The 21,683-nt window shown below is 69.9% G+C and carries 22 protein-coding genes; 7 read left to right on the forward strand and 15 right to left on the reverse strand.

Annotated features, from left to right (window positions below; genetic code table 11):
- Positions 1-6: 6 nt before the first annotated feature.
- On the forward strand, positions 7-615 hold the full coding sequence (locus ACIPWA_RS17665) for a DUF2238 domain-containing protein (protein WP_400291856.1): 609 nt from the start codon (positions 7-9) through the stop codon (positions 613-615).
- Between the two features lie 29 nt (positions 616-644).
- Positions 645-1,436: a glycosyltransferase family 2 protein gene (locus ACIPWA_RS17670; RefSeq protein ID WP_400291857.1), complete on the forward strand. Its 792-nt coding sequence runs from the start codon at positions 645-647 to the stop codon at positions 1,434-1,436.
- An 8-nt stretch (positions 1,437-1,444) separates the two neighbouring features.
- Here the strand turns inward: ACIPWA_RS17670 and ACIPWA_RS17675 are convergent, their stop codons facing one another.
- Together ACIPWA_RS17675 and ACIPWA_RS17680 are read right to left on the reverse strand one after the other, a co-directional pair.
- Positions 1,445-2,113: a response regulator gene (locus ACIPWA_RS17675; RefSeq protein ID WP_068708848.1), complete on the reverse strand. Its 669-nt coding sequence runs from the start codon at positions 2,111-2,113 to the stop codon at positions 1,445-1,447.
- Entirely contained in the window at positions 2,110-3,282 is a 1,173-nt protein-coding gene (locus tag ACIPWA_RS17680; RefSeq protein WP_400291859.1) for a sensor histidine kinase, read from the reverse strand. The genes ACIPWA_RS17675 and ACIPWA_RS17680 overlap by 4 nt, the downstream gene beginning before the upstream one ends.
- Before the next feature lie 170 nt (positions 3,283-3,452).
- Between ACIPWA_RS17680 and ACIPWA_RS17685 the strand changes: the two genes are divergently transcribed.
- Positions 3,453-4,403 (forward strand): alpha/beta hydrolase, encoded by a 951-nt coding sequence (locus tag ACIPWA_RS17685; protein ID WP_400291860.1) that lies wholly within the window; start codon positions 3,453-3,455, stop codon positions 4,401-4,403.
- A gap of 125 nt (positions 4,404-4,528) precedes the next feature.
- On the opposite strand, the gene ACIPWA_RS17690 is transcribed toward ACIPWA_RS17685, so the two are convergent.
- The 6 genes from ACIPWA_RS17690 to ACIPWA_RS17715 form a co-directional block, all read right to left on the reverse strand.
- The gene (locus ACIPWA_RS17690) at positions 4,529-5,887 is read right to left on the reverse strand and encodes an MATE family efflux transporter (protein ID WP_083201359.1); all 1,359 of its coding nucleotides are present in this window, start codon (positions 5,885-5,887) and stop codon (positions 4,529-4,531) included.
- Between the two features lie 2 nt (positions 5,888-5,889).
- Positions 5,890-6,876: a phosphotransferase family protein gene (locus ACIPWA_RS17695; protein WP_400291861.1), complete on the reverse strand. Its 987-nt coding sequence runs from the start codon at positions 6,874-6,876 to the stop codon at positions 5,890-5,892.
- A gap of 3 nt (positions 6,877-6,879) precedes the next feature.
- Positions 6,880-8,004, reverse strand: a complete 1,125-nt coding sequence (locus ACIPWA_RS17700; protein WP_400291863.1) for a LacI family DNA-binding transcriptional regulator — start codon at positions 8,002-8,004, stop codon at positions 6,880-6,882.
- Between the two features lie 159 nt (positions 8,005-8,163).
- On the reverse strand, positions 8,164-9,459 hold the full coding sequence (locus tag ACIPWA_RS17705; protein ID WP_400291864.1) for an MFS transporter: 1,296 nt from the start codon (positions 9,457-9,459) through the stop codon (positions 8,164-8,166).
- Positions 9,460-9,525: 66 nt separating this feature from the next.
- Positions 9,526-10,284, reverse strand: coding sequence for a DeoR/GlpR family DNA-binding transcription regulator (locus tag ACIPWA_RS17710; RefSeq protein WP_400291865.1), 759 nt, complete (start codon positions 10,282-10,284; stop codon positions 9,526-9,528).
- Between the two features lie 568 nt (positions 10,285-10,852).
- Positions 10,853-11,314 (reverse strand): hypothetical protein, encoded by a 462-nt coding sequence (locus ACIPWA_RS17715; RefSeq protein ID WP_400291866.1) that lies wholly within the window; start codon positions 11,312-11,314, stop codon positions 10,853-10,855.
- Positions 11,315-11,767: 453 nt separating this feature from the next.
- Between ACIPWA_RS17715 and ACIPWA_RS17720 the strand changes: the two genes are divergently transcribed.
- Positions 11,768-12,253 (forward strand): hypothetical protein, encoded by a 486-nt coding sequence (locus ACIPWA_RS17720; protein ID WP_400291867.1) that lies wholly within the window; start codon positions 11,768-11,770, stop codon positions 12,251-12,253.
- Between the two features lie 137 nt (positions 12,254-12,390).
- Here ACIPWA_RS17720 and ACIPWA_RS17725 read toward each other — a convergent pair whose 3' ends face one another.
- From ACIPWA_RS17725 to ACIPWA_RS17750, 6 genes are all read right to left on the reverse strand, one after another.
- Positions 12,391-12,570: a hypothetical protein gene (locus tag ACIPWA_RS17725; protein WP_400291868.1), complete on the reverse strand. Its 180-nt coding sequence runs from the start codon at positions 12,568-12,570 to the stop codon at positions 12,391-12,393.
- 229 nt (positions 12,571-12,799) lie between these two features.
- A complete protein-coding gene (locus ACIPWA_RS17730; protein ID WP_400291869.1) occupies positions 12,800-14,206 on the reverse strand; it encodes a type II toxin-antitoxin system HipA family toxin in 1,407 nt (468 codons plus the stop codon).
- Positions 14,203-14,466 carry a helix-turn-helix domain-containing protein gene (locus ACIPWA_RS17735; protein ID WP_400291870.1) on the reverse strand — a complete coding sequence of 88 codons (264 nt, stop codon included), beginning with the start codon at positions 14,464-14,466 and terminating at the stop codon, positions 14,203-14,205. Before ACIPWA_RS17735 ends, ACIPWA_RS17730 begins: the two co-directional genes overlap by 4 nt.
- A 1,138-nt stretch (positions 14,467-15,604) precedes the next feature.
- Complete coding sequence (locus tag ACIPWA_RS17740) at positions 15,605-15,946, reverse strand: ImmA/IrrE family metallo-endopeptidase (RefSeq protein WP_400291871.1); 342 nt, start codon at positions 15,944-15,946, stop codon at positions 15,605-15,607.
- A gap of 19 nt (positions 15,947-15,965) precedes the next feature.
- Positions 15,966-16,181, reverse strand: a complete 216-nt coding sequence (locus ACIPWA_RS17745; protein WP_400291872.1) for a hypothetical protein — start codon at positions 16,179-16,181, stop codon at positions 15,966-15,968.
- Between the two features lie 302 nt (positions 16,182-16,483).
- Positions 16,484-17,365, reverse strand: coding sequence for a universal stress protein (locus ACIPWA_RS17750; protein ID WP_400291873.1), 882 nt, complete (start codon positions 17,363-17,365; stop codon positions 16,484-16,486).
- A gap of 268 nt (positions 17,366-17,633) precedes the next feature.
- On the opposite strand from ACIPWA_RS17750, the gene ACIPWA_RS17755 reads away from it, so the two are divergent.
- Positions 17,634-18,608: an Acg family FMN-binding oxidoreductase gene (locus tag ACIPWA_RS17755; RefSeq protein WP_056651704.1), complete on the forward strand. Its 975-nt coding sequence runs from the start codon at positions 17,634-17,636 to the stop codon at positions 18,606-18,608.
- A 64-nt stretch (positions 18,609-18,672) separates the two neighbouring features.
- Here ACIPWA_RS17755 and ACIPWA_RS17760 read toward each other — a convergent pair whose 3' ends face one another.
- Positions 18,673-19,728 carry an alcohol dehydrogenase catalytic domain-containing protein gene (locus ACIPWA_RS17760; protein WP_400291874.1) on the reverse strand — a complete coding sequence of 352 codons (1,056 nt, stop codon included), beginning with the start codon at positions 19,726-19,728 and terminating at the stop codon, positions 18,673-18,675.
- 248 nt (positions 19,729-19,976) lie between these two features.
- On the opposite strand from ACIPWA_RS17760, the gene ACIPWA_RS17765 reads away from it, so the two are divergent.
- Both ACIPWA_RS17765 and ACIPWA_RS17770 read left to right on the forward strand, forming a co-directional pair.
- Positions 19,977-20,945 (forward strand): universal stress protein, encoded by a 969-nt coding sequence (locus ACIPWA_RS17765; RefSeq protein ID WP_400291875.1) that lies wholly within the window; start codon positions 19,977-19,979, stop codon positions 20,943-20,945.
- Positions 20,946-20,994: 49 nt separating this feature from the next.
- Entirely contained in the window at positions 20,995-21,591 is a 597-nt protein-coding gene (locus ACIPWA_RS17770) for a DoxX family membrane protein (protein WP_082608948.1), read from the forward strand.
- Positions 21,592-21,683: the final 92 nt, after the last annotated feature.

The following is a 21,683-nucleotide window of genomic DNA, read 5'->3' on the forward strand; positions in this document are numbered from 1 at the left end:
TGCCCGATGACCACCGGCGAGATCCGCGGACGCAGCACAGCGTGGACCGCCGCGGGTGACCTCGTGCGGGTCCTCGCCGGGATCGCGGTCCCCGTGGGCGGCCTGCTCTACGGCCCGGTCGGGATCGCCCTGCTCTCGCTCGTGCTGCTCGGCACCGTGCTCCCCCGCGCGATCGGGCTCGACGGGCCCGTCGACCCTGCCATCGGCCTGACCCTGTCGGCCGCGGCCTGGATCAGCCTCCTGGACCTCTATGCCCTGGCCTCCTGGCTCGATCTCGTCGTGCACCTGGTGGCGACCGCCGTCCTCACGATCCTCGCCTGTGCCCTCCTCGTGTTCCTGGGGGCCCTTCCCGTGCCCGGTGCGATGCTCGCCCGATCGACCGGGGCAGGCGCTCGCCACGACGGGTCCGGCCTCTCCCGCCCACGTCTCGGTGGTGTGGTGACGGCGACGGCGCTCGGCGTCCTCCTCTCGCTGCTGTGGGAGGTGGGCGAGTGGGCCGGCGCCACCTTCGTCGACGAGTCGATCAACGTCGGCTACCGGGACACGCTCGGCGACCTCGTCGCAGGCGGGGTCGGCGCCCTCCTCGCCGGGCTCTTCCTGGTGAGGCGTCCGTGAGCCGGGCGGCCTCGGGCTGCGCCGTTCCGATGACGGTCGTCATCCCCGTCAAGGACGACGCCGTGCTCCTCGAGAGCTGCCTGTCCGCGATCGGTCGACAGACCCGGCCCCCGCACGAGGTGATCGTGGTCGACAACGCCTCCTCGGACGACAGCGCGGCCGTGGCGCGACGCGCGGGCGCGCGCGTGATCAGCGAGACTCGGCCCGGCATCGCTGCAGCCGCGTCCACCGGGTACGACGCCGTCCTGACCGGCATCATCGTGCGCTGCGACGCCGACACCCTTCCTCCCGAGGACTGGCTCGAACGGGTGCACCGAGCCTTCGCCGACGACCCAGGGCTGGCCGCCCTCACCGGTTCGGGCTTCTTCTACGACCTGCCGGCGGTCCGTGGTCGCCTCGCCCGGATCTTCTACCTGTGGGGCTACTACGGGGGGATGCGCGCCGCCATCGGCAACGTCCCCCTGTGGGGGTCCAACATGGCGGTGCGCGTCGACGCCTGGCGCGGGGTCCGTCGCCACGTCCACCGGTACGACGCGCTGGTGCACGACGACACCGACCTCAGCTTCCAGCTCGGCAGCACCGCCCGTGTCCGCTACGACCCCCGGCTCGTCGTCGGCGTCTCAGGGCGTACCTTCGAGTCCGTGGCCGCCGTGCGCCGACGCTTCCGGCTCGCGTGGCACACGCTTGCCGTGAACTGGGCCGACAGCCCGCCCTGGGAGAGGTGGTCGGCGCGGATCGCGTCCAGGTGGCGCCGCCACCCACCCCCCGCCCGGGGCGCGGCTCGGCGGCGGCCACGATCACGTCGGCCTCCACGAGACTGAAGCCACCGTCACGGCCGCGCCGTGACCAGACCCGACTCGTAGGCCAGGATCACCAGGTGCGCCCGGTCGCGCGCGTGCACCTTCGCCATGATCCGGTTGACGTGCGTCTTCGCGGTGTGCGCGGAGATCACGAGCCCGGCCGCGATCTCCTGGTTGGTCAGTCCGCGCGCCACGAGCAGGAACACCTCGCGCTCGCGCTCGGTGAGCCGGTCGAGCCCCTCGTCCTCCCACGCTCCCGCTCGAGGGCTCTGCCGGCGCACGAAACGCTGGACGAGCGCCCGCGTCGCGGCCGACGACAGCAGCGCCTCGCCCAGGTGGATCGTGTGGACCGCGCGCACGATGTCCTCGGGCTCGGCGCCCTTGCCGATGAACCCGCTCGCTCCCGCGCGCAGCGCCGCGACGACGTACTCGTCCTCCTCGAACGTCGTCAGGACGAGCACGCGCGTGGTGGCACCCGTCGGACCGGCGCAGATCTGCTCGGTCGCGGCGATCCCGTCGAGCTCGGGCATCCGGATGTCCATGAGGACGACGTCGGGAGCCAGCTCCGCGGCGGCGCGGACGGCCTCGCGGCCGTTCGACGCGTCGCCGACGACCCGGATCCCTCCGCTGTCGGTGAGGATGTCGCGCACGGCCTGGCGCACCAAGGGTTGGTCGTCGACGACGAGGACCGTGATCATCGCTGTCCCCTTCCCCCGGCGCTCTGCGCGCTCGTCTCGGCGGGCAGCGTGATCTCGAGCCGGAACTCGCCGTCCGTGTCCGACGTCGTCGCGCGCCCCCGCACGGACGCGACCCGCTCGCGCAGCCCGCGCAGGCCGTGACCGCTCGAGGGCGCGTCGGCGTCCTCGGCGCGCAGCGGGCTCGTGATCGTCAGGGCGAGCGCACCGTCGCCGGCTCGGACGTCCACGACCGCCCGGTCGCCACCCCCGTGCTTGTGCGCGTTCGTGAGGCCCTCCTGGACGGCGAGGTAGGCGACGTGGTCGCAGGCCGGCGAGAGCGCGACGAGGACCGGTTCCCGCCGCAGTTCGACGTGCAGGCCCGCGTCGGCGAAGCGGCGGACGAGCGCGTCGAGCTGGTCCAGCCCCGCCTGCGGGCGGAGGTCGGGCCGTTCGCCGTCGTCGTCTGCGCGCAGGAGCGCCATGAGCCCGCCGATGTCCGCGAGGACGGTCCGTGACGCGCTCCGGATGGTGGTGAGGGCCTCGCGGGCCCGTTCGGGCCGGGACTCGAGCGACGACGACGCGACGCCCGCGCTCAGGCTGATCACCGAGATCTGGTGGGCGACGACGTCGTGCAGGTCGCGGGCGATGCGAACCCGCTCCTCGACCACGCGCCGTCGTGCCTCGTCCTCGCGGCCCTGCTCGGCCCGTTCTGCCCGCTCAGTCACGGCCGCGATCGCCTCGCGCCGCGACCTCGTCGCGTCACCCAGGGCTCCCGCCAGGACGATGAACGTGACGAACTGGACCGCACGCGAGTCGAACAGCTCCCCGTCGAACGGTATTGCGCTCACGAAGAACACCACGAGGGCCGCTGCGGCCACGCACACGAGCCCGAGGGACCGCCGCGTCCGGTCGGCGACCGAGAAGGCCGTGATCATGACGGCGACGAGCGCGCTCGGGGCCAGCGTGCCCGCGAGCGCTACCGCGACGGTGCACGCCAGAGACACCCCGAGGGCGACGAGCGGGAGCCGCCGACGCAGCGGGATCACCACGACGGGCACGAGCGCGATCACGAGCAGCAGCCCCCGGGCACGGAAGAGCTCGTCGGGGAACGGCAGCACGCCGAAGAGCACGACGGCGGCGACCGCGACGACGTCGCTCAGGGGTACTGCGGCAGCTCGAGGGGACGGCACTCCCCCAGTATCCCGGCCGAGCGGTCCGGACGGATCGCCCCCGAGGGTGACGTGCGCGTACCGCGAACGCACTACCGAGGTGACCACGCGGGGCTGACGCGCGCGGCAACCCGGCCGACGATGCTGGACCGGAGGGCGGAGCACATCAGGTGCTCCCCGGGGAGGGACGTGTGAAGAAGTCTGCGAAGAGAGCGCTCGTGACGGTGACGGCGATCGGCGCGGTGCTCGCGGTCGGCCTGGCCACGACGACCGTGGTGAACGCCGTCGCGACCGGTCGGGAGAGCGACCGGATCGAGTCGTACGGCCGGTCCGTGACCGTCGACGGGCGGCAGATGAACGTCGTCGTGACCGGGAGCGGTCCGGTCGACGTCGTGCTCCTGCCGGGGTTCGGGACGTCCTCCCCCGCACTCGACTTCGAGCCGCTCGTCACCGATCTCGCCCAGGACCACCGGGTCGTCGTCGTCGAGCCCTTCGGCTACGGCCTGAGCGACGGCACCGACAGGGCGCGCACGACCGAGAACATCGTCGCCGAGGTCCACGCGGCGCTCCAGGAGCTCGACGTCGACCGCTACGTCCTCATGGGTCACTCAATCGCCGGGATCTACGGTCTCGAGCTCGCCACGCGGTACCCGGACGAGGTGGCGGCGTTCGTCGGGATCGACACGAGCGTGCCCGGCCAGCCGAACATGGACACGACGTTCCCCACGGGCCTCATGGCCGCAGCGAAGAACCTGGGCCTGGTCCGCGTCCTCGCCGCGGTCGGCGGGGACGGGCTCGACGGCTCGGTGTACTCCGACCACGCGCGCGAGCAGATGACGATGTTCACCCACCGGAACTCGATGCGCCCCACGTATCTCGACGAGATGGCGCACATCGGCCCGAACTTCGAGCGCGCGCTCGGGACGACGTTCCCTGCCGACCTGCCGCTCCTGCTGTTCGTCGAGGCGGACAACGCGGCCAACCCCGACTGGCTCGCGCTGCACGAGCGGCAGGCCGCGAGCGTCGAGGACGGCACCGTGGTGCCTGTTCCGGGCGACCACTACCTCCACCACACGCACGCGCCGGAGATCGCTGACGGGTTCCGGCAGTGGGAGGCGGCTCGCGACCTGACGACGGGCTGAGGACAGGTGCGCACCGGGTCGTCCCGCCGCCGTCGGGGCGGGACGACCCGGTCGGACGCGCGATCGATCGATCAGCCGAGCCCGCTCCGCCGCCGTCGCAGACGGGGCCCCGCGCTGTGGGCCTCCTAGGACGCGGTGCGACGGTCTCGCCGCCGGACGGCATGGAGGATCAGGAGCGCTGCGAGGGCGGCGAGCACGTCGCCGGCGGCGAGCGCGATCCACGTACCGACAGCCCCGGTGGGTCCGAGGACGAGGACGAGGGGCACCTTGATCCCGACGAGCGTCCCGAGGGAGATCAGGTAGGACGGGCGTGCGCGTCCGAGCGCCTGGAAGTAGGCCGAGACGAGCGGGGCGATCCCGGAGACCGCCAGGCCGACGGCGAGGACCCGAAGCGCCGCCGCCCCGGTGCGGACGACGTCGGCCTCGTCGACGAAGAAGGACACGAGAGGCTCTGCCAGGGCCGCGAGCACGATCGCGGCGAGAGCGCCGTAGAGCGTCGTGGCCCGGAGCGCCAGGGTGCGCGCCCTGCCGACACGGTGCGCGAGGTGAGCCCCGGCGTTGTACCCGACGACGGGTTGAAGCCCTTGGCTGATGCCGGTCTGGGGCATGGTGGCGAAGGTCTGCAGGCGGGCGCAGACCGCGAAGGCGGCCAGGGCGGTCACGCCACCTGTTCGAACCAGCGAGAGGTTGACGAGCACGACGAGCAGCGTCGTGCCGAGTCCCGCGAGGAACGAGGGAGCCCCGACGCCGAGGATCGCACCGAGGGTCGGTCCGTGCGGACGCAGGTCGGACCAGGTGATGCGATAGGGACGTCGGCGCTGGAGGAAGAAGAACCACAGGCTCATCGCTGCCGAGACCGCCTGGCCGCCGACGGTGCCCAGAGCCGCGCCCCGCACACCGAGGTCGAGCACGAAGATGAACAGGGGGTCGAGAGTGATCTGGACGGCGACCGGCACGAGCCAGAGCATCGTGGAGAAGAGCATGCGGCCCTCGGCGCGGACCAGGCTCGAGAAGCCCGTGGAGACGATCGCCCCCGCGAGGAGGATGACCGCGTAGTCCCGTGCGTAGTCGAGCGTCGGGCCCGTCGCACCCAGAGCGGACAGCAGCGGCTCGAGGAAGACCATGCCGACAGCCGTGGTGACGAGGGCCGCCGCCCAGAACATGACGAACGCGTTGCCGGCCGCACGCGCCGCGCGTGCAGGATCGGCGGCGCCGAGGCTCCGCGAGACGACGGAGGCCGCACCGACGCCGACCGTGGTGGAGACCGCGCCCAGGGCGAGCAGCAACGGGGCGACGAGGTTCACGGCCGCCATGGCCGTGGGACCGACGCCCCGCGCGACGAACCAGGCGTTCGTCAGGGCATAGACACCGTAGACGCCGACCGAGAGCGTGGTCTGCGAGCACGTGTGCCACAGGAGCCGCCCGACGGGCTTGGTCCCCAGGAGGTCGACCCGAGCAGGAGGTGTGCGCGCAGTCGCGGTCACCGTCACGTCGTCCGGCCGAGGAGCCCCATGGCGATGTCGAGCTGTTCGCACGCCCAGCGGTACTGCTGAGAACTCTGCTGCCGGTAGGTCGTCTCGACGAGCATGGTCACGGCGAGCCACAGCGTGTAGAGGTGGCGCCTCGTCCGCTGCGAGTCGTCGAGCGCGGCGAGGCGGAACCCACGCATGAAGGGCGCAGGGTCGGGGAACGAGGGCAGGTCCAGTCCGGTCAGGCCGGCCTCCATGAGGGGGTCGCCGAACATCGCGCGCTCGTGGTCGATGATCGCGACGACGCGGCCGTCCCGCATCATCGAGTTCTTGGCCCACAGGTCGACCTCGACGAGGCGCGGCTCGATCACGTCGTCGAGCACGTCGGCGTGATCCTCGAAAGACTTGAGCACGACGTCCGGATCCCACCCGAGGTCGACCGCCGCGCGCACCCCGTCGGCCAGGACGGTACGGAACATCGTCGTGGCGGCCTCGCGCCAGGTCCCGAACCCTGGGCCTCGAAGCTGGCCGAAGTGCGTCCCGACGATCGCGTTCAGGTCCCGGTTCAGAGAGCCGAGATGCTCGAACCCGGCCTCCACGACATGTGGCGGGAGCCGGCCCGCGTCGGCCGCGATGCCGAAGCACGTGGCGTCCACGAGCTCCATGAAGAAGTAGTCGGCGTCGCACACCTCGCGGGACAGGTCGACGTGGAACAGCTCGGGTACCGGGACGAAGGACTCGCGTCGGACCAGGTCCATCGCCGCGACCTCGTTGCGCATCATGTCGTGCTCATGGGTCAGGACCGGGACACCGGCCGGCGGCGCGATCTTCAGGACGACCTCCTTGCCGTCGGCCAGGCGGATCCGGTACAGGGCGTTGAAGAAACCGTCGGTGAGCTCTGTGGCGAAGCCGTCGCCTCCCGGCACCTGCTGCGGTCCGAAACCTCGCTCGACCATCGTCCGCAAGGTCTCGATCGACTGGCGGTTCTTGGTGACGCTCTCCATGGTTCAGCCTTCGTTCTCGATGGATGGGACAGCCAGGTGCTTGCCACAGCTCGCCCTCAGCTGGACGGTCACCGGGGACGTGGTGACCGTCGGGCGGCGGCGCGGCGCTCCGATCCGAGCCGTCAGGCGCTCGACCGCGAGACGCCCGAGCTCGGCGGTCGGTTGCTCGACCGTCGTGATCGGCGGTGCCGACGTCCTTGCCGCGTCGATGCCGTCGAAGCCCGTGAGCACGACGTCCTCGGGCACCCGCACCCCCTGCGCGACGAGCACATCGAGCAGGCCGAGCGCCGTCTCGTCGTTGCAGCACACCAGCGCCCGAGGGAGCGGCCTGGGGCCACCGAGGAGCTCGGCCCCCAGCTCGCGGGCGCGTCGGCGCGAGAAGTCGCCACGCAGCGACGGCTCGGCAGGCGGGTCGATCCCCTGGATCATCAGAGCCTCGCGGAAGCCACGGAACCGCTCGACGTCGTCCGGGGTGCCGTCACGCCCGGCCACGTAGGCGAGGTCGCGGACTCCGTGGTCCACGACGAGGTGCTCCACGAGCCGGGTCATGCCCGCGGCGTTGTCGACCGTGACGTGGTCGTAGCGGTCGGTGATCAGGGGGCCGGCGAGGACGACGAGCGGGACGCGCCGGGCGACGTGATCGAGCAGGTCGTCCGGGAGGGTCTGGGCGACGACGACGAGGCCGTCGACACGACCGGCCATGGCCAGGACACGAGCCTCGAGGTCGGGCTCGCGCGCCGTCGCGACGGTGAGGGCCAACCCCGCTTCCCAGGCCGCGTACTCGGCCCCACGCAGCACCTCACCGAAGTACAGGCCGCCCCACGCGATCTCGCCGTTCGGCCGCGGGTCGAGGAGCACGCGCACCGAGGAGCCTTCGCACGCACGGTCGCCGAGGTCGTCCGGCCGTCCCGTGTCGGGCAGGCACAGCCCGACCATCCCGCTCTGTCGGGACGCGAGCCCTCGCGCGGCGGCCGACGGCACGTAGCCGAGGTCGTCGATCGCCTCGAGCACCGCGAGCCGCGCGCCGTCGCTCACGAATCCCTTGCGGTTGACGACCCTCGACACCGTCGTCGTCGACACCTCTGCACTCCGTGCGACGTCCTGGATCGTCGCGACACGTGACCTCATGTTTCACCCCTCTCGTGCGGCCAGTGGATCATGGAAGCGCAACCACACCCCTCGGGTGCGGTCGGCTCACCACGACCGGAGGCCGCTCTGGCTGCCCGACGGCGCCGGGCGCCCTCGCGCGGTGCGCACAGCGGCCCGGCAGGCGGCAGGCGACGCGCGTCAGCCCCGGGGGGCCCGACGCGTGTCGAGGACCTGCGAGGCCAGCACGACGATCAGCCCGGCCGCCGGGACCACCAGGAGGCCGGCCCGGAGCGACGAATGGTCGGCGACGAGGCCGACGAGCGGCGGGGAGAGCAGGAAGCCGATCCGCATGAGCCAGCTCACGACGGCCAGCCCGGTCCCGGGGCGCAGGCCCGGCAGCTCGTCCGCGCCGTGCATCGCCGCGGGCACGAGGGTCGCGATGCCCAGTCCCGCCGCGGCGAACCCGGCGATCGTGCCGGGCACGGTCGGGAAGGCCAGGGCGAGTCCCATGCCGACCGCGGCCAGGGCGCCGCCCGTGCGGGCCACGGCGCGCTGGCCGAACCTGTCGACCACACGGTCCCCCACGAGGCGACCGACGAACTGCGCGCCGGTCAGCGCCACGAAGCCGAACGCTGCGAGCGAGAGCGGCGCTCCCAGCGACTGCGAGAGGTAGACGGCGGCCCAGGTGCTGCCCGAGTCCTCCACCACGGCGCCGGACGCGGCGATGAGGACCAGGGCCGCGAGCGTCCCGACGCGCACGAGCAGGCCCGGGACACGGGAACCATGCGTCGCGCGGTCCGTGGCGGGTGCCACGCTCGTGGACCCCGTGCCCGAGGCGGCCTCGCCCGCGCCGTCGGCGGCCGCGACGCGGTCCGCATCCTCGGGGCCGGGCAGCAGGAACCGGTAGCACGAGAGCGCGACGGCCGCGAAGACCAGGGCCGACAGGCCCAGGTGCAGCCCCCGCGACATGCCGATCGCGACCGCACCGGCGCCCATGAGCCCGCCCGTCACGGCACCGATGCTCCACACCGCGTGGAACGAGTTGAGGATCGACCGCCCGTAGCGTCGCTGGACCCGCAGGCCGTGCGCGTTCTGGGCGACGTCGGTGATCGCGTCCATGGCCCCTGCGAGCAGGAGCCCGACCGCGAGCATGGTCCACGTCGAGGACGACCCTGCGCCCAGGACCCCCAGGCCGGTCAGGATCGTTCCCACCACCGCGACGCGCGAGGAACGCAGACGCCGGATCAGGACGCCCGCGGCGAGGCCCGCGACGAGGGCTCCCGTGGGGAAGGCCGCGATCGCCAGACCGTACTGCGCGTTGCTCAGACCGAGCTCGGCCTTGATCGCCGGGTACTCGGGGAACAGGTTGGCGAAGATGGCGCCGTTGGTGAAGAACAGCGCCGCGACGGCGACGCGGGCCCGGCGCAGCTCACGCGGGACGGCTGCGCCCCGGGCGGGGCGGGGACGTGGGCGGGCCACGGTGGTGTCGGTCATGGGTGAGGTCTCTCAGGGTCGTGGGTGGGAGGCGTCCGCCGTGCGTCGCCCCGGTCGACAAGCCGGTCAGATGCCCAGGACGTCGACGCCGGCCTGACGAATCTGGGCGACCGCATCAGCGGGCGCGTCGGGGTCGGTCACGAGCACGTCGAAGTCGGTCACCTCGCACACGACCGCGAGCGCCGTGCGCGAGAACTTCGCGGCCTCCCCGACGAGGATCGTGCGCCGCGCGCTGGACATCGCGGCACGCTTGGTGGCGGCCTCGACGTCGTCGTACGCGGTGACGCCGTCGGTGGGAGACAGTCCGCAACAGCTGATGATCGCGGTGTCCACGCGCAGCGAGCGCAACGAGGCCTCGGCCATGGGACCGACGAGCGAGCCCTCCCCGAAGCGGGACGTCCCCCCGGGGACCTTGAGCGTGGTCGAGGCGCTCGCGGAGAGGACGTGAGCGGCGGGGATCGACAGGGGCACGACGGTCAGGCGCCGCCCGACGAGGGCGCGGGCGATCGCGAGACCCGTGGTCCCGCTGTCCACGATCACGGCCTCGCCGTCGCTGAGCAGCCCTGCGACCGTCTGTGCGATGCGTTCCTTGGCCGGGGTCGACTCGATCTCGCGCAGCGCGAACGGCAGCTCCTCCCCCCTCAGCAGCAGGCTGACCGCACCACCGTGGACACGGCGGAGCGCACCCGCGGACGCGAGAGCGTCGAGGTCACGGCGGACCGTGACCTCGGAGGTATCGAGCTCGAGGGCCAGGTCGGCAACCTCGAGTCTTTCGGTCTCGCGGAGGCGCTGGACGATCCGCTGCTGTCGGGTGGCACTGTCCATGACGTCAAACGTACACAGCGTAGTTCCGAATGTAAATGTCGTGCTTTCGTTTCGAGCCATCAGGCGCGCGCAACGCGGCGGTCGGCACCCCTGGTGCGAAGGCCAGGGGTAAGGGCGGCCGTCGATCGAGAACTCCGCCGCACGCCATCGCGACCTCGGCGCCTCGTCAGCGCCCACTTGGACCCAGGGCGCTCCGCGGCGCCTTCAACCCTCCTGGTGCGCGAAGCGCTGTCGCGAGAGCGGGCTGCTCGCCCACCTGGTGGTCTGACCGATGCTCTCCGACCCGCTCGACGCGGATGCACGAGCAGGTCATACCGGGCCGATGGAGAGGCTGGTCCCGAGCTCGTGGAAGCGGGGCGGACGACGGCGGCACGCCGAGTCCGCCGTCGGGGGCACTCATGCACGTGGGCGAACGACCCGGAACTGATCCGCCCAAGCACAGTCTGTGGTGAGCGGTAACGGCGCACACACCTGGGCCGGACGTCAGCGTCAGGAAGTCAAGGCAGTCACGGCCGGTGGCCTGCTAGAGCGCGGGAGGGACGACGGCTCCGGGCGTCGCGAGCGAGCCTCAGCCGCCCGTGAACATGGAGATGGTCAGCTCAGAATCGACCGCCAGGCAAGGCTCGTCGAGGGCGGAAAGGGCATCCCGCCAGGCGTCCGACCTGATGACGGTGGGTTCGGTCCTCGCCCAGAGCTCGACCGAGGGGACAGCCTCCTGCAGGTCGGCGACCCCTTGGCTGACGGCACTGTCGCCGCTCGAGGGGATGCGGTGCAGTACATGTGTCGCGACCTCGTACCAGCCCTGCTGCTCCTGGACGGCCACGCGGCCCTCGCTCAGGGCGATGTCGGCGTTCTCCACGATCGACATGACGTCGGAGACAGCCGCGCACGCGGCGGCGTCCTGCGCTGCGTCGTCCACGGGTGCGTCGGCCTGGACCACCTCGCCCGTGGGCTCGGGAAGGGCGCTGCTCTCGCCGCTGCAGCCCGCCACCATCAGAGCCACCAGCACCAGAGCCGAAGCCCCGGCCACCTGCTTTCCTCGCATGAACGCACCCCCGTCGTGACCGTGTGTGCCCTGAGACTACACAGCCTGTCCGACGTGATGCGCACAGGGTGCCGAGGAGCAGGCTCACCGGACGACCAGGCGTGGCGACGCCCCGCACAGAGACTTCACCCCAAGGCCCTCGCGGCACTGTGGACTGGATCGGCAACGTCCCTGCTTTGGAGACCCCACGAACAGTGAACGCCGTCCACAGCCGCTGAATCGCGACACTGCGAGCCCGTTGCCCAGGACGGTAGGGTGATCTCGGCAGAACCGGGACCTACTGGGCAGTGGCGTCCTGCAGGCTGAGTGAGGATTCAGGTGGCAAGAAAGCATCTGGTCACAGGGCATCGCGTTCGTGTGGACTTCTCGCGCTTCGACCTTGCGTCACCTGACGCATTCGACGGGTCCGAGTGCCTCCATCACGTCGGAGGCCTAGCCATGTCCTCGCCCACCGGCGTGGCGATCTTGACCGGCATCAACAGCGGGGTCGTCACCGTCGACGTGGAGACACATGACGACGCCCCGGAAGACCCTGCACCGAGCTGGGAGGACTGCGTCGAGGTCAGCCTGGAAGCCGCCGACCTGACGCTCTCAGGCCCCATGGACGAGAGCCCCGTTGACCTGCCACTCCTCGATGGGCCCTCACGAGTACGGCTCCTCGCGCGCGGTCGTGGACGCAACCGCGACGGCGTCGACCTCGAGCCGCACGAGCAGTACCTCCTGCAACTGTGGCCCGCGCAGAGCCGCGCTGCCACGACGATCCGCGCGACCAGCTCGGCCGCGACCAGCTGGGACCTGTCCTTGCGGCGCCAGACCCCGAGGGCTCACCCGGGCGTCGAGGTTTCCTTCTCGTCCCGATCGATCACCGACGACAGCGAGATCGCGCGCAACATCAGGCGCCAGATCGAACGCCACGAGCGCTGACCGACGTCGATGTGCGCCCGGTCATGCCGCACATGTGACCGTCATGACCTTCGACGCCACCTCCGGACACCATGACCTCACAGACCGGCAGCAGTTCATCGGTGATGCTGTGATGTCCGGGCGTGACGCCGTCGTGGTCAAGGCCTAGCCGGGCCGAGGCCGAGGTTCATGGTCCAGATGCCCTCGCCGAGCGTGGCGATCTGCTCCTCGAGCGGGCCGAGCTGGATCTCCATCGCGTGAACCTGAGCGGTGAGCTCGTCCTGCTGCCGCTTGATCGCCTCCTTCGCTCGCTCCTGGGCGGCGACGACATTCGACACGCCTTCGCCAGGATGGCGTGCGCCCCGGACATCTGCGCCTTCACCCGGTGCGCCTGGTCAGCGCCGATCTGTACAAGCGCGGAACTGGCCTGTGCCGTCTGGGCGGCAGCGATTGCGTCCTCGGCAGCGGCGCGTGCGAGCTCGCGTGCGGTGGCGACGTCGATCGGCTCGTCGGCGCGAGGGGTGTCCATGCCCGCAGTGCGGCAGCCGGCGCTACTCGCCTTGCTGCTCACGCGCCCCAGGTGTCGTCGTGGTCTGCCGGAGTGCTGGTCTGGTCGACGTGCTCGTCGGCAGGAGAGGCCGTCGGGATGTGCCGACGCTGTCCCGGAAGTGTTTCCATGAACTTCGTGACGATTCGCCCGCCGGTGCGCCGCGTGCTGATGAGACCTTCGCGGGTCTGAGCGGCGACCGCAGCGATGTTGGCGGCCACGGTCCCCGCAAGGAAATCGGCATCAGGAGCCCCGGTCTCTGCTGCGGCCTTCTCGAACGCAGGCGGGATCGAGGTGGTGAGCTCGTCGACCCAATCGATGACTTGTGCTGCCGGCAGGCCGACCACTCGGGCGAACTTCTCCCAGTTGGCGCGTTCGACGTCCCCGAAGAGACGCTCCCCCCCGATGGACATGGCGCCCTTGGTGTAGCGGAGCCGGCCGTTCGCATCGGGGATCAGTCCGGTGGCGACGTCGTACAGGGGCGTGAGGCTGACGGTGTCGGCGATGAGGAGCAGCCCGTAGTTCTTGCCGTGGGCGTCCGGGGCACCGAGGATCTGGTTGGCGATGACTGCACGGACGAACCTGTCGAGCGAGGCAGTGTCTGCGGTGGCGCGCAGGAGGTCTGCGATGAGCCCCACGCCTGGGCCGCCATCAGCCTCGTACTTCTTGCCAGGGCTCAGGGCGAAGGCCTGGATCAGGTCCTCCTGGTGGATCCGGACCGTGGTGCCGGCGGCAGTCGTACGCCGGTCAAACCGCCTCACGACGATGGCGTCCTGGTCCTCGAACGTCAGGTACTGGGTCTCGGCCACGTCGAGGCCTGCGATGGCGAGCGCACGCATGCTGACGTGCTCGGAGAGCGCTTGGGCCCGGATCTTGCCGATACCAGGTTTGACGATGTGGGTGGATGGCTCGTTGCCGTCGGCGAACGCCCAGTCCCCGTCGGTTCGGGCGAGCGTGAACTTGGACTGGGCGCCGGCCAGGCTCCAGTGCTCCTCGTCTTCGTCGTCCTGCCAGGCGGCGTCGTCCTGGCGAACGCGACGCAGTCTCTCGGCTATGGCGCTTTCACTGGCGCGGCGGAGGGTCCCGGGGCGCGAGAGGGCGTCGTCGATCTCATCCTCGGGGGCGAAGATCGCTCCTCCCGAGACGTCGAGTCCGACGTGTGCGACCAGGCCGAGGGTGTTGCCGGCAAGCACCCCGGCCTTGCGTGCCCACCGCTCGCGCACTTCAGCGTGGTCGGGCAGGAGCCCCTTGAGATAGGCCTCCACGGACCGGTTCGTGTAGGTGGTGGAACTGACCGGCATAGACAGTGACAGCGGGGTGCGGCTCCGTCGGGTGAGGTACTCCGGCAGGTACTGCAGGGTCGTCCGCCCGGAGTTGCGTTCAATGACTCCGGCCACTTGCCCGTAGAGGGCGAACGCGAGCCTCATGACTCCCCCAGCAGGTCGGCCAGCGCCTGTTCGGGCGTCTGGGCGTGGTGGTCAGTCAGGGTGATGGCGGCGTCCAGGGTCCGCATGACGGCGAGCACGCGGTTCAGCTCTGCCCTGGGTCGGCGTCCACGCTCGATGTCGATGATGAAGCCACGGGACACGCCGGCTCGCGATGCAAGCTGGCCTTGGGTCAACCCGGCGCGCTCGCGTCGCTCGCGCAGCGCGGCGCCGAGTTCGATCTCGTTCCGGATCACAGCCATAGGTGTCACAGTACCACGACAATGACAATTGTTGCAGTTCTGCGACTTTGGATATTGTCGCGGTATTGCGACACTGAGCACGCCCGCACCCCCGTCACGCCGTCACGACGGCGAGCCGCACGACGCGCACGACCACCTTCGCGCTGATCTTGCGCCGCACCTTCCTTCGGCCGTCGCTCGACTTCTCCACTCACGATGGTGGATCCACGCCAGCACGAGGAAGATCGCGGCCCTGAGGACGGCACCGGCTGCGGCACAGCGGATCGCGTAGCTCACGTCGAGAAGCCGGCTGAGCATCGCCTGACCTGGTGAGGCCGTTGCTGCAGAACGTGATCAACACCCTGCAGTCCGCCGACGCGGACGCGGTCGAATGGGGCGCAACCAAGGCGTCCGGGCAAAAAAGAAACCGCAGGTCAGAAGGTGTTGTACCTTCTGACCTGCGGTTTCACTGTGTCGGGCTGACAGGATTTGAACCTGCGACCCCTTGATTGCCCATCGAACGGTCAAGTTCCGCCGGATCGCTTGGCTTTCCTCCTGCAACTCGTGTCTTTGCACCCTTCCCCCGTGCCGCCCTGTGGCACGCTGAGCCGCAGTACGCCGGGTTCTAGGACACCTTCTTGGACAGATTAGCGGTAGCCACCGACAGCCCGATACGTGAACCTCAAATGCACATGACCAGCGGGTTACTCCGGCGCAGTTCGCTGTATTCAGAAGTCCCAAGAATGCGCGGCCGGCTCGCTTGAACAGTGCGACGACAATACGTCTGATCTCGGCTCGTGGTCGGGCCAGCACTGCCGCACGGACCCGTCCATGGGGATGCCTGGTCCTGTGGCGGGTCGCGTCTCGAGGTGAGGCCGGTTCACACGAGCCCGAGCCGGTGGAGCCGCACGCCCGGGTCCATGGAGCCTGGGCCTCACGTGCGACTCGCCTTCGAGGCTCGTGAGAGGGGGGCCTTCCCCTGGTTCACACAGCCCCGGCGCATGAGCCAGGCCGAGAGCCTCTCTTATGACAGAAGGGAGCACAATGCCACATCGCCTGTTCGTCGTATGAGCCGGTGTGAAAGCGTGAACGCAGGCCACCACGGGCACCGGCCCCGGGCCGCCGTCACCTCGACGAGAACTACCGGGCCTGAAACAGGTCAGGCGCTACGTCGCGCACGAAGTCGCCTCGCGCCGGACTGATTCACTCGCCGACGGGCCATCTGGATACTGCAGCCACATTGCTCGGCTATCTGTTCCTCACTCAGCCCTCGACGCACGGCCCCTCGGGCAGCCTTGCCAGGGATGATGATGGTGCTGGCTAGGTAGTCCGCCTCGTCTTCGATCTGGTCATCCCAGTCGCGGCATCCACGACCGTCGAGGGCAGGCCTAGGCGTGTGCAGCAGCAGGCCGTGGGCGACCTCGTGGCAGAGGTTTGAGACCTGCCGGCCGGGGCTGTGCGAGTCGTTGTGCACGATCACGCGTCTGCTCTGGAAGAACACGGTCGCGGCCGAGAACTCATCACCCCCCTGCCCCAAGGAGCAGGTCGATGCTGGCCTCCAGCCGAGAGTCGCCGCCGATGCGCAGTCGCAGGTCTCGTAGCGCCATCACCGGAATCGCGAGTGACGCAGCGAGGGCGTAGGCGTCGATCCTGACAAAGAGGCTGATGCCGAGCTCCGTGCGGATCCGCTCCGCCTCGGTCTCTGCGAGTGTGGTGAATCCGCGCGGTAGGGCCATTACGTACGCTTGCCGCTACCGGCGCTCGCCATGTGCGCGCTGGCGCGTGGACACTCGTCGTCATTGAGTCCCTCCAAGGGTTGTGTCGCCCACGACAGTACTGCGTGCGGGCTTCTCACCCCGCGAGGCATTCAGCCATCGATATGCCGCGAGTATGTCAGTGCATGCCGACGCAACTGCGAGACACTCGTGCGCATCTCGATATACAGGGCGGTCTCAACCCACCAACGCACCACAGGGTGGAAGAGTAGCGGAGGCCTCGTGCTGAGGAAGTCGGGTCGCCTCCACCCAGGCCCTGGACCTCAGTGGCTGTGTGTGACAAGAACTGGCCACTTGGCGTGGCGAAGGATGGTCTGGCTCACCGATCCCAGGACTGGGCCCCGGAACTCGCCATAGCCGCGAGAGCCGACGACCACGAGAGATGCGGCGACCGCGGCTCGCGCTATCTCACGAGCCGGTGGCCCTTCTAGGACCTGAGCTCGCACAGCCAGGGTCTGGCTGACGCGTCGAGCATTCTCGGCAGCCGCTGCTGCGGCCTCTTGCGCGCGAATCCGGAAGGCTGTGCGGAACTCGTCGATCGAGGGTGTCAGCGAGGTGACGAGCGGGTCTGCCGGGATCGTGTAGGCAACGACGATGTCGAGCGGCGAATGCCGGCGGGTTGCTTCGTTGGCGGCCTCGACGAGCGCGACGTTGCTCGCGGGAGAACCGTCGATGCCGACCACGACGGGGCCCACGGTCGAGAATGTCGTCTCTGCGGGTACCACGACCACCGGTACGGGCGACTGGGCTGCCAGCTGCACGCTGACCGAGCCGAGAAAGACCGCCCCGAAAGCTCCTAGCCCGCGCGAGCCCACCACGACCAGTCCCCCGCCCTCGCTCGCCGCGTCCAACAACGCGAGGGCCGCTGGGCCTGGGCGGGCCGTGGTCTCCACCTCCAGTTCAGGTTCGACCTGCTGAGCCATCTCGGAGGAGACGCGCAGAACCTCGTCGATCTCGTTGCCCTCAGCGGCCACGGGAGGCAGGTAGAAGCCTCCGGCGAAGATCGGGTCGTAGGCGGGCCGGAATCGCGAATGCACGATCAGCAACGGAACACCTCGCAGGCTAGCTTCATGCGCGGCCCAGGTCAGCGCAGAGCGGCTGTTGGTCGACCCGTCGACCCCGACGATGACCCTTGTTCCGGTCATGGTTCACGTCCCTCGTGACACGCGTTCCAGGTGGCCCGCACGATGCTCAGAACGCAGGAAACGGTGGAGGGTGATCCACCACATCGGACAGGGATCTCATCTTGAGTCTTTGCCCGATGTGCTGGCCGGGCAACTGGTGAGCGCAGGTCCAACGGATGGCCGGCAAGGGGCCATCACGCCCTGGTTCGCGGGAGGAAGGACTGATGGGCTAGACACGGGCCCCGTGTTGGAGCTGCTTATACCGGTGCCAGATGGAAGGAAGAGCGACATGGACGTCATCGACGCTCGCATCGAGCGAATCATCACTGCTGCGGCGCATGCCCCCAGCGTGCACAACACTCAGCCCTGGCGTGTCGAGCTGGAAGGCAACCGAATGCTCGTTCACGCCGATCCGTCACGGCAGCTGCGCCACAGCGACCCGGCAGGGCGCGAGATGTACATCAGCTGCGGAGCGTTCCTCTTCAACGTCCGCACGTCCGCACGGCGTGAATCGCTGACAGCCCAAGCCACGATCCTGCCGAGTCCCCATGACAAGCTGCACGTCGCCTCGATCCGGTTCGACCCTGCCCTGGGGCCCGACATGGACGAGCTGGAGCTGTCAGTCGCGATCGACCGACGGGCCACATCACGCACTCCCTTCGACGACCAACCCCTGGATTCTGACGTGCTGCTGGAGATCCAGATGGCCGCCCGCGACGAAGGCGCCGACCTGCACCTGATCCACCCCTCGGACCCGACGCGATCGAACGTACTGACGCTCGTGCGTCGGGCCGAGGCCCTTGCGGGCGAAGACGCCGTGGCGCGAGGTGAGGAGGCCGCCTGGACCGCCACGACGGCCGCGCGGCATGACGGCATCCCTCAGGATCTCCTCGGCCCATCTGCCACGGACGAGCAGGCGCCCGTGCGGCACTTCTTGGCCAGCGGCGGTGACGCGGAGTTCGAGCACCGCTCGACCATGGCCGTCCTCTCGACACCTGACGACACTCCTCGGGACTGGATCGCCGCCGGCGAGGCGCTCGAGCACCTCCTGCTGGTGGCGACCACCTACTTCGTGCACGCCTCCTTCGCCACCACCGTCCTGGAGAACCCCACCACCCGGCACGACCTACGACGCGCCCTGTCCTTGGACGGGTGGCCGCAGATGCTCATGCGCATGGGCTACAGCGCGACCCACCCGCACACACCCCGACGCACGATCGAGGAGATCGTCGCACCCGGTGAACCGGAGACCGCCGCGGAGTGAGACAACTCCGGCGCCGCGTCCAGGCCGAGCGAGGCCAGTGGCTTGGACGCGGCACCGTGCGTGGTCAGGGCACCTGTCCTGTACCTGCAGTCAGGACGACCTTCAAGGCCCCGCTGTGGCCTGCGTCGGCGAAGACCTCGTACGCTTCGTCGAACGCTTCGAGATCGAACCGGTGAGTGACGAGCTGGGCAACGTCGAGTTGGCCCCGTTCCACCATGCGCAGCAGGGTCGGTGTGGTGCGGGTGTCCACGAGACCGGTGGTGATCGTCAGGTCCCGGATCCAGTCCCTCTCCAGGTGCAGCGTCGCCGGCTTGCCGTGCACACCGACGTTGGCCACGTGGCCCCCTGGGCGGACCATCTCCACGCACGTCTCGAAGGTCGGCGCGATTCCGACGGCTTCGATCGCGACGTCGGCTCCCAGCCCGTCGGTCAGCGCCTTGACCTGCGCGACGACGTCGGAACGGGCGTCGATCGTGTGCGTTGCGCCAGCACCGCGGGCGGCGGCCAGGCGCGATTCAGCCAGATCGACGACGGCGAGCACCGCCGGGCTGAACAGGCGAGCGGTGAGTACGGCGGCGAGACCGATCGGTCCCGCACCGACGACGACAACGCTCTGTCCGGGCCCCACACGTCCGGCAAGTACCCCTACCTCGTACGCCGTCGGCAGGATATCGGCGACCATGAGCGCTTCCTCGTCGGTGATCTGGTCGGTCAGGCGGTGCGTGGAGGTCTCGGCGAAAGGTACCCGGACGTACTGGGCCTGGGTGCCGTCGATCAGGTGGCCCAGGATCCAGCCGCCCCCGCCCAGACACTGGCCGTACCGGCCCTGGCGGCAGTAGCTACAACGGCCGCACGACGTGATGCACGAGACGAGCACCCGGTCACCTGCAGCCAAGGTCCTCACCCCGACCCCGACCTCGACGACCGTACCGACAGCCTCGTGCCCCAGGATCCGTCCCGGCTCGACCGTGGGGACGTCGCCCTTGAGGATGTGCAGGTCCGTTCCGCAGATCGTCACCGCGTCGACGTGGACGACCACGTCCTGCGGATCTTGCACGGCAGGGTCGGGTACCTCGCGCCAAGCGCGTCGCCCCGGGCCGTCGAACACCAGTGCTCTCATGATTGCCTCCGCGTGTGTAGACCTCCCACGTCAGCATGAGACCACCCCCGACCGATAGGACCGGACGGCCCCACCCCAGGGGTGCCACATGTCCCCCGCAGCCCTGCGCAGGGTGTCGTCGATCGAGAGCCCCGCAGGCACCGGGCCGAACGGCCCGGGACTCAAGGGGCCTCCCGGCCCTGCCTCAGCGTTGATCCCCGGAGAAGGGTGGGAGTGGAAGCTCGTTCCTACGCGCCACGGAGGTCACCATGCGCACCAGACTCGACCGACCGATCGTCGTCGGCCTCGACGGATCCCCCGACTCAGCGCGCGCGCTGCGCTACGCCGCGCAGGAGGCGCAGCGGGCCGGATGCGGACTGTGGCTCGTCAATGCGATCCACGAGATCGTCCCTGTCGCCCCGATGTGGCCGCTGCTCACGAGCGACACGCTCGTCGACGTCGGGCACGAGCTTCTCGACGACGCCCAGCTCGTGGTGGAAGACCTCTCCCACGCCACGGTGCCGGTCGAGGTGGAGACGGCACTCGGTCCAGCGGTACAGATCCTGACGACAGCCAGCGAGAAGGCCCGCATGGTCGTCCTCGGCCACAGGTCGGCCGGGATCGTCGAGCGTCTGTTCACCGGCAGCACCACGTTCGGCGTCATCGCCCGCTCCGCATGCCCGGTCGTCAGCGTCCCCCACGAGTGGGACCAGAACCGCGAAGAACATCGGATCGTCGCCGCGATCGACGGTTCATCGGTCTCCTCGGCAGTCCTGGCCTACGCCTTCGCTGCGGCCTCCGAGCGTTCCGCCCGACTCGAGGTCGTGCACTGCTGGCGCCTCGACCCGTTCTACAGCTATCTGGTGGACGAATGGTCCGTCGAGCAGGAATGGGACGCCCAGACCCACGGGATGATCAGAGGGTTCATCGACGAGTGGTCCGGACGCTACCCCGCCGTACCTGTCGAGAGCCGACTGGAGTACGCCCCCATAGCTGACACCCTCGTGCGCTACTCCAAGGACGCCGACCTGCTCGTCATGGGCCGTCACGGCCACGGCGGCCTCGGCCTACGGGTGGCCATGGCAGCCCCCGGCAGCGTCACTCGTACAGTCCTGCAGCACACCCACTGCCCGCTCGAGGTCATCCCTGTCCTCACCCGTGCCGACTCCACCGACGACCTCGTCGCCGCCACCTCCCACGCGCGGACCCCTGCCGAGGCTGACGCACCCGAGAACTGAGCACCCATCCGTCGTCCCGATGGACGACACGTCCCACAGGAGGCACATCATGAGCACGACCCACGAACCGCACCCCACCAGCCGGTCGGGAGCATCGGGATCCTCCATGCCTGACCCGGACTTCATCCACCCCGAGCTCGTCCGACCGGAGACACGTGCCCAGCGCGCACTGCGCTACGTCGGCGCCGTGATCCGCCTCAGCCTGGGGTGGGTCTTCTTGTGGGCATTCCTGGACAAGACGTTCGGCCTCGGCCACGAGACACCGGCCGATGGCGCGTGGATCAACGGCGGACACCCCACCGCCGGCTTCCTCGGCGGCGCCACCGCCGGCCCGTTCGCCAGCTTCTACCAGGACCTGGCCGGCCAGACCTGGGTGGACTGGGTCTTCATGATCGGCCTCCTCGGCATCGGCCTCGCACTGATCCTCGGGATCGGGATGCGGATCGCCGCGGTCGCCGGAACGATCATGCTCGTCCTGATGTGGTCCGCGGTCCTACCGCCGGCCAACAATCCCTTCATGGACGACCACCTCATCTACGCCCTGGTCCTGGTCGCCCTCGCCCTCGGCAACGCAGGCGCGACACTCGGACTCGGGACCTGGTGGCAGCAGACCCGACTCGTCCAACGCTGGCCCTGGCTCACCTGAGCCACCAGTAGCTCGCCACACCGCACGAAGACTTGAGCGCAGCGTGACGACAGCTGAGGCCCCGGGCGCCGGACGTCGACCCCGGGGCCTTA

Source organism: Oerskovia enterophila (assembly GCF_044748475.1).
Lineage (GTDB): Bacteria > Actinomycetota > Actinomycetes > Actinomycetales > Cellulomonadaceae > Oerskovia > Oerskovia enterophila.

What these genes read in the sequence shown, in the direction of transcription:
- ACIPWA_RS17665 (WP_400291856.1), top strand. Translation starts at nt 7, where the DNA reads ATGACCACCGGCGAGATCCGCGGACGCAGCACAGCGTGGACCGCCGCG.
- ACIPWA_RS17670 (WP_400291857.1), top strand. Translation starts at nt 645, where the DNA reads ATGACGGTCGTCATCCCCGTCAAGGACGACGCCGTGCTCCTCGAGAGC.
- ACIPWA_RS17675 (WP_068708848.1), bottom strand. Translation starts at nt 2,113, where the DNA reads ATGATCACGGTCCTCGTCGTCGACGACCAACCCTTGGTGCGCCAGGCC.
- ACIPWA_RS17695 (WP_400291861.1), bottom strand. Translation starts at nt 6,876, where the DNA reads ATGGAGAGCGTCACCAAGAACCGCCAGTCGATCGAGACCTTGCGGACG.
- ACIPWA_RS17700 (WP_400291863.1), bottom strand. Translation starts at nt 8,004, where the DNA reads ATGAGGTCACGTGTCGCGACGATCCAGGACGTCGCACGGAGTGCAGAG.
- ACIPWA_RS17705 (WP_400291864.1), bottom strand. Translation starts at nt 9,459, where the DNA reads ATGACCGACACCACCGTGGCCCGCCCACGTCCCCGCCCCGCCCGGGGC.
- ACIPWA_RS17710 (WP_400291865.1), bottom strand. Translation starts at nt 10,284, where the DNA reads ATGGACAGTGCCACCCGACAGCAGCGGATCGTCCAGCGCCTCCGCGAG.
- ACIPWA_RS17720 (WP_400291867.1), top strand. Translation starts at nt 11,768, where the DNA reads ATGTCCTCGCCCACCGGCGTGGCGATCTTGACCGGCATCAACAGCGGG.
- ACIPWA_RS17730 (WP_400291869.1), bottom strand. Translation starts at nt 14,206, where the DNA reads ATGAGGCTCGCGTTCGCCCTCTACGGGCAAGTGGCCGGAGTCATTGAA.
- ACIPWA_RS17735 (WP_400291870.1), bottom strand. Translation starts at nt 14,466, where the DNA reads ATGGCTGTGATCCGGAACGAGATCGAACTCGGCGCCGCGCTGCGCGAG.
- ACIPWA_RS17745 (WP_400291872.1), bottom strand. Translation starts at nt 16,181, where the DNA reads ATGGCCCTACCGCGCGGATTCACCACACTCGCAGAGACCGAGGCGGAG.
- ACIPWA_RS17750 (WP_400291873.1), bottom strand. Translation starts at nt 17,365, where the DNA reads ATGACCGGAACAAGGGTCATCGTCGGGGTCGACGGGTCGACCAACAGC.
- ACIPWA_RS17755 (WP_056651704.1), top strand. Translation starts at nt 17,634, where the DNA reads ATGGACGTCATCGACGCTCGCATCGAGCGAATCATCACTGCTGCGGCG.
- ACIPWA_RS17760 (WP_400291874.1), bottom strand. Translation starts at nt 19,728, where the DNA reads ATGAGAGCACTGGTGTTCGACGGCCCGGGGCGACGCGCTTGGCGCGAG.
- ACIPWA_RS17765 (WP_400291875.1), top strand. Translation starts at nt 19,977, where the DNA reads ATGCGCACCAGACTCGACCGACCGATCGTCGTCGGCCTCGACGGATCC.
- ACIPWA_RS17770 (WP_082608948.1), top strand. Translation starts at nt 20,995, where the DNA reads ATGAGCACGACCCACGAACCGCACCCCACCAGCCGGTCGGGAGCATCG.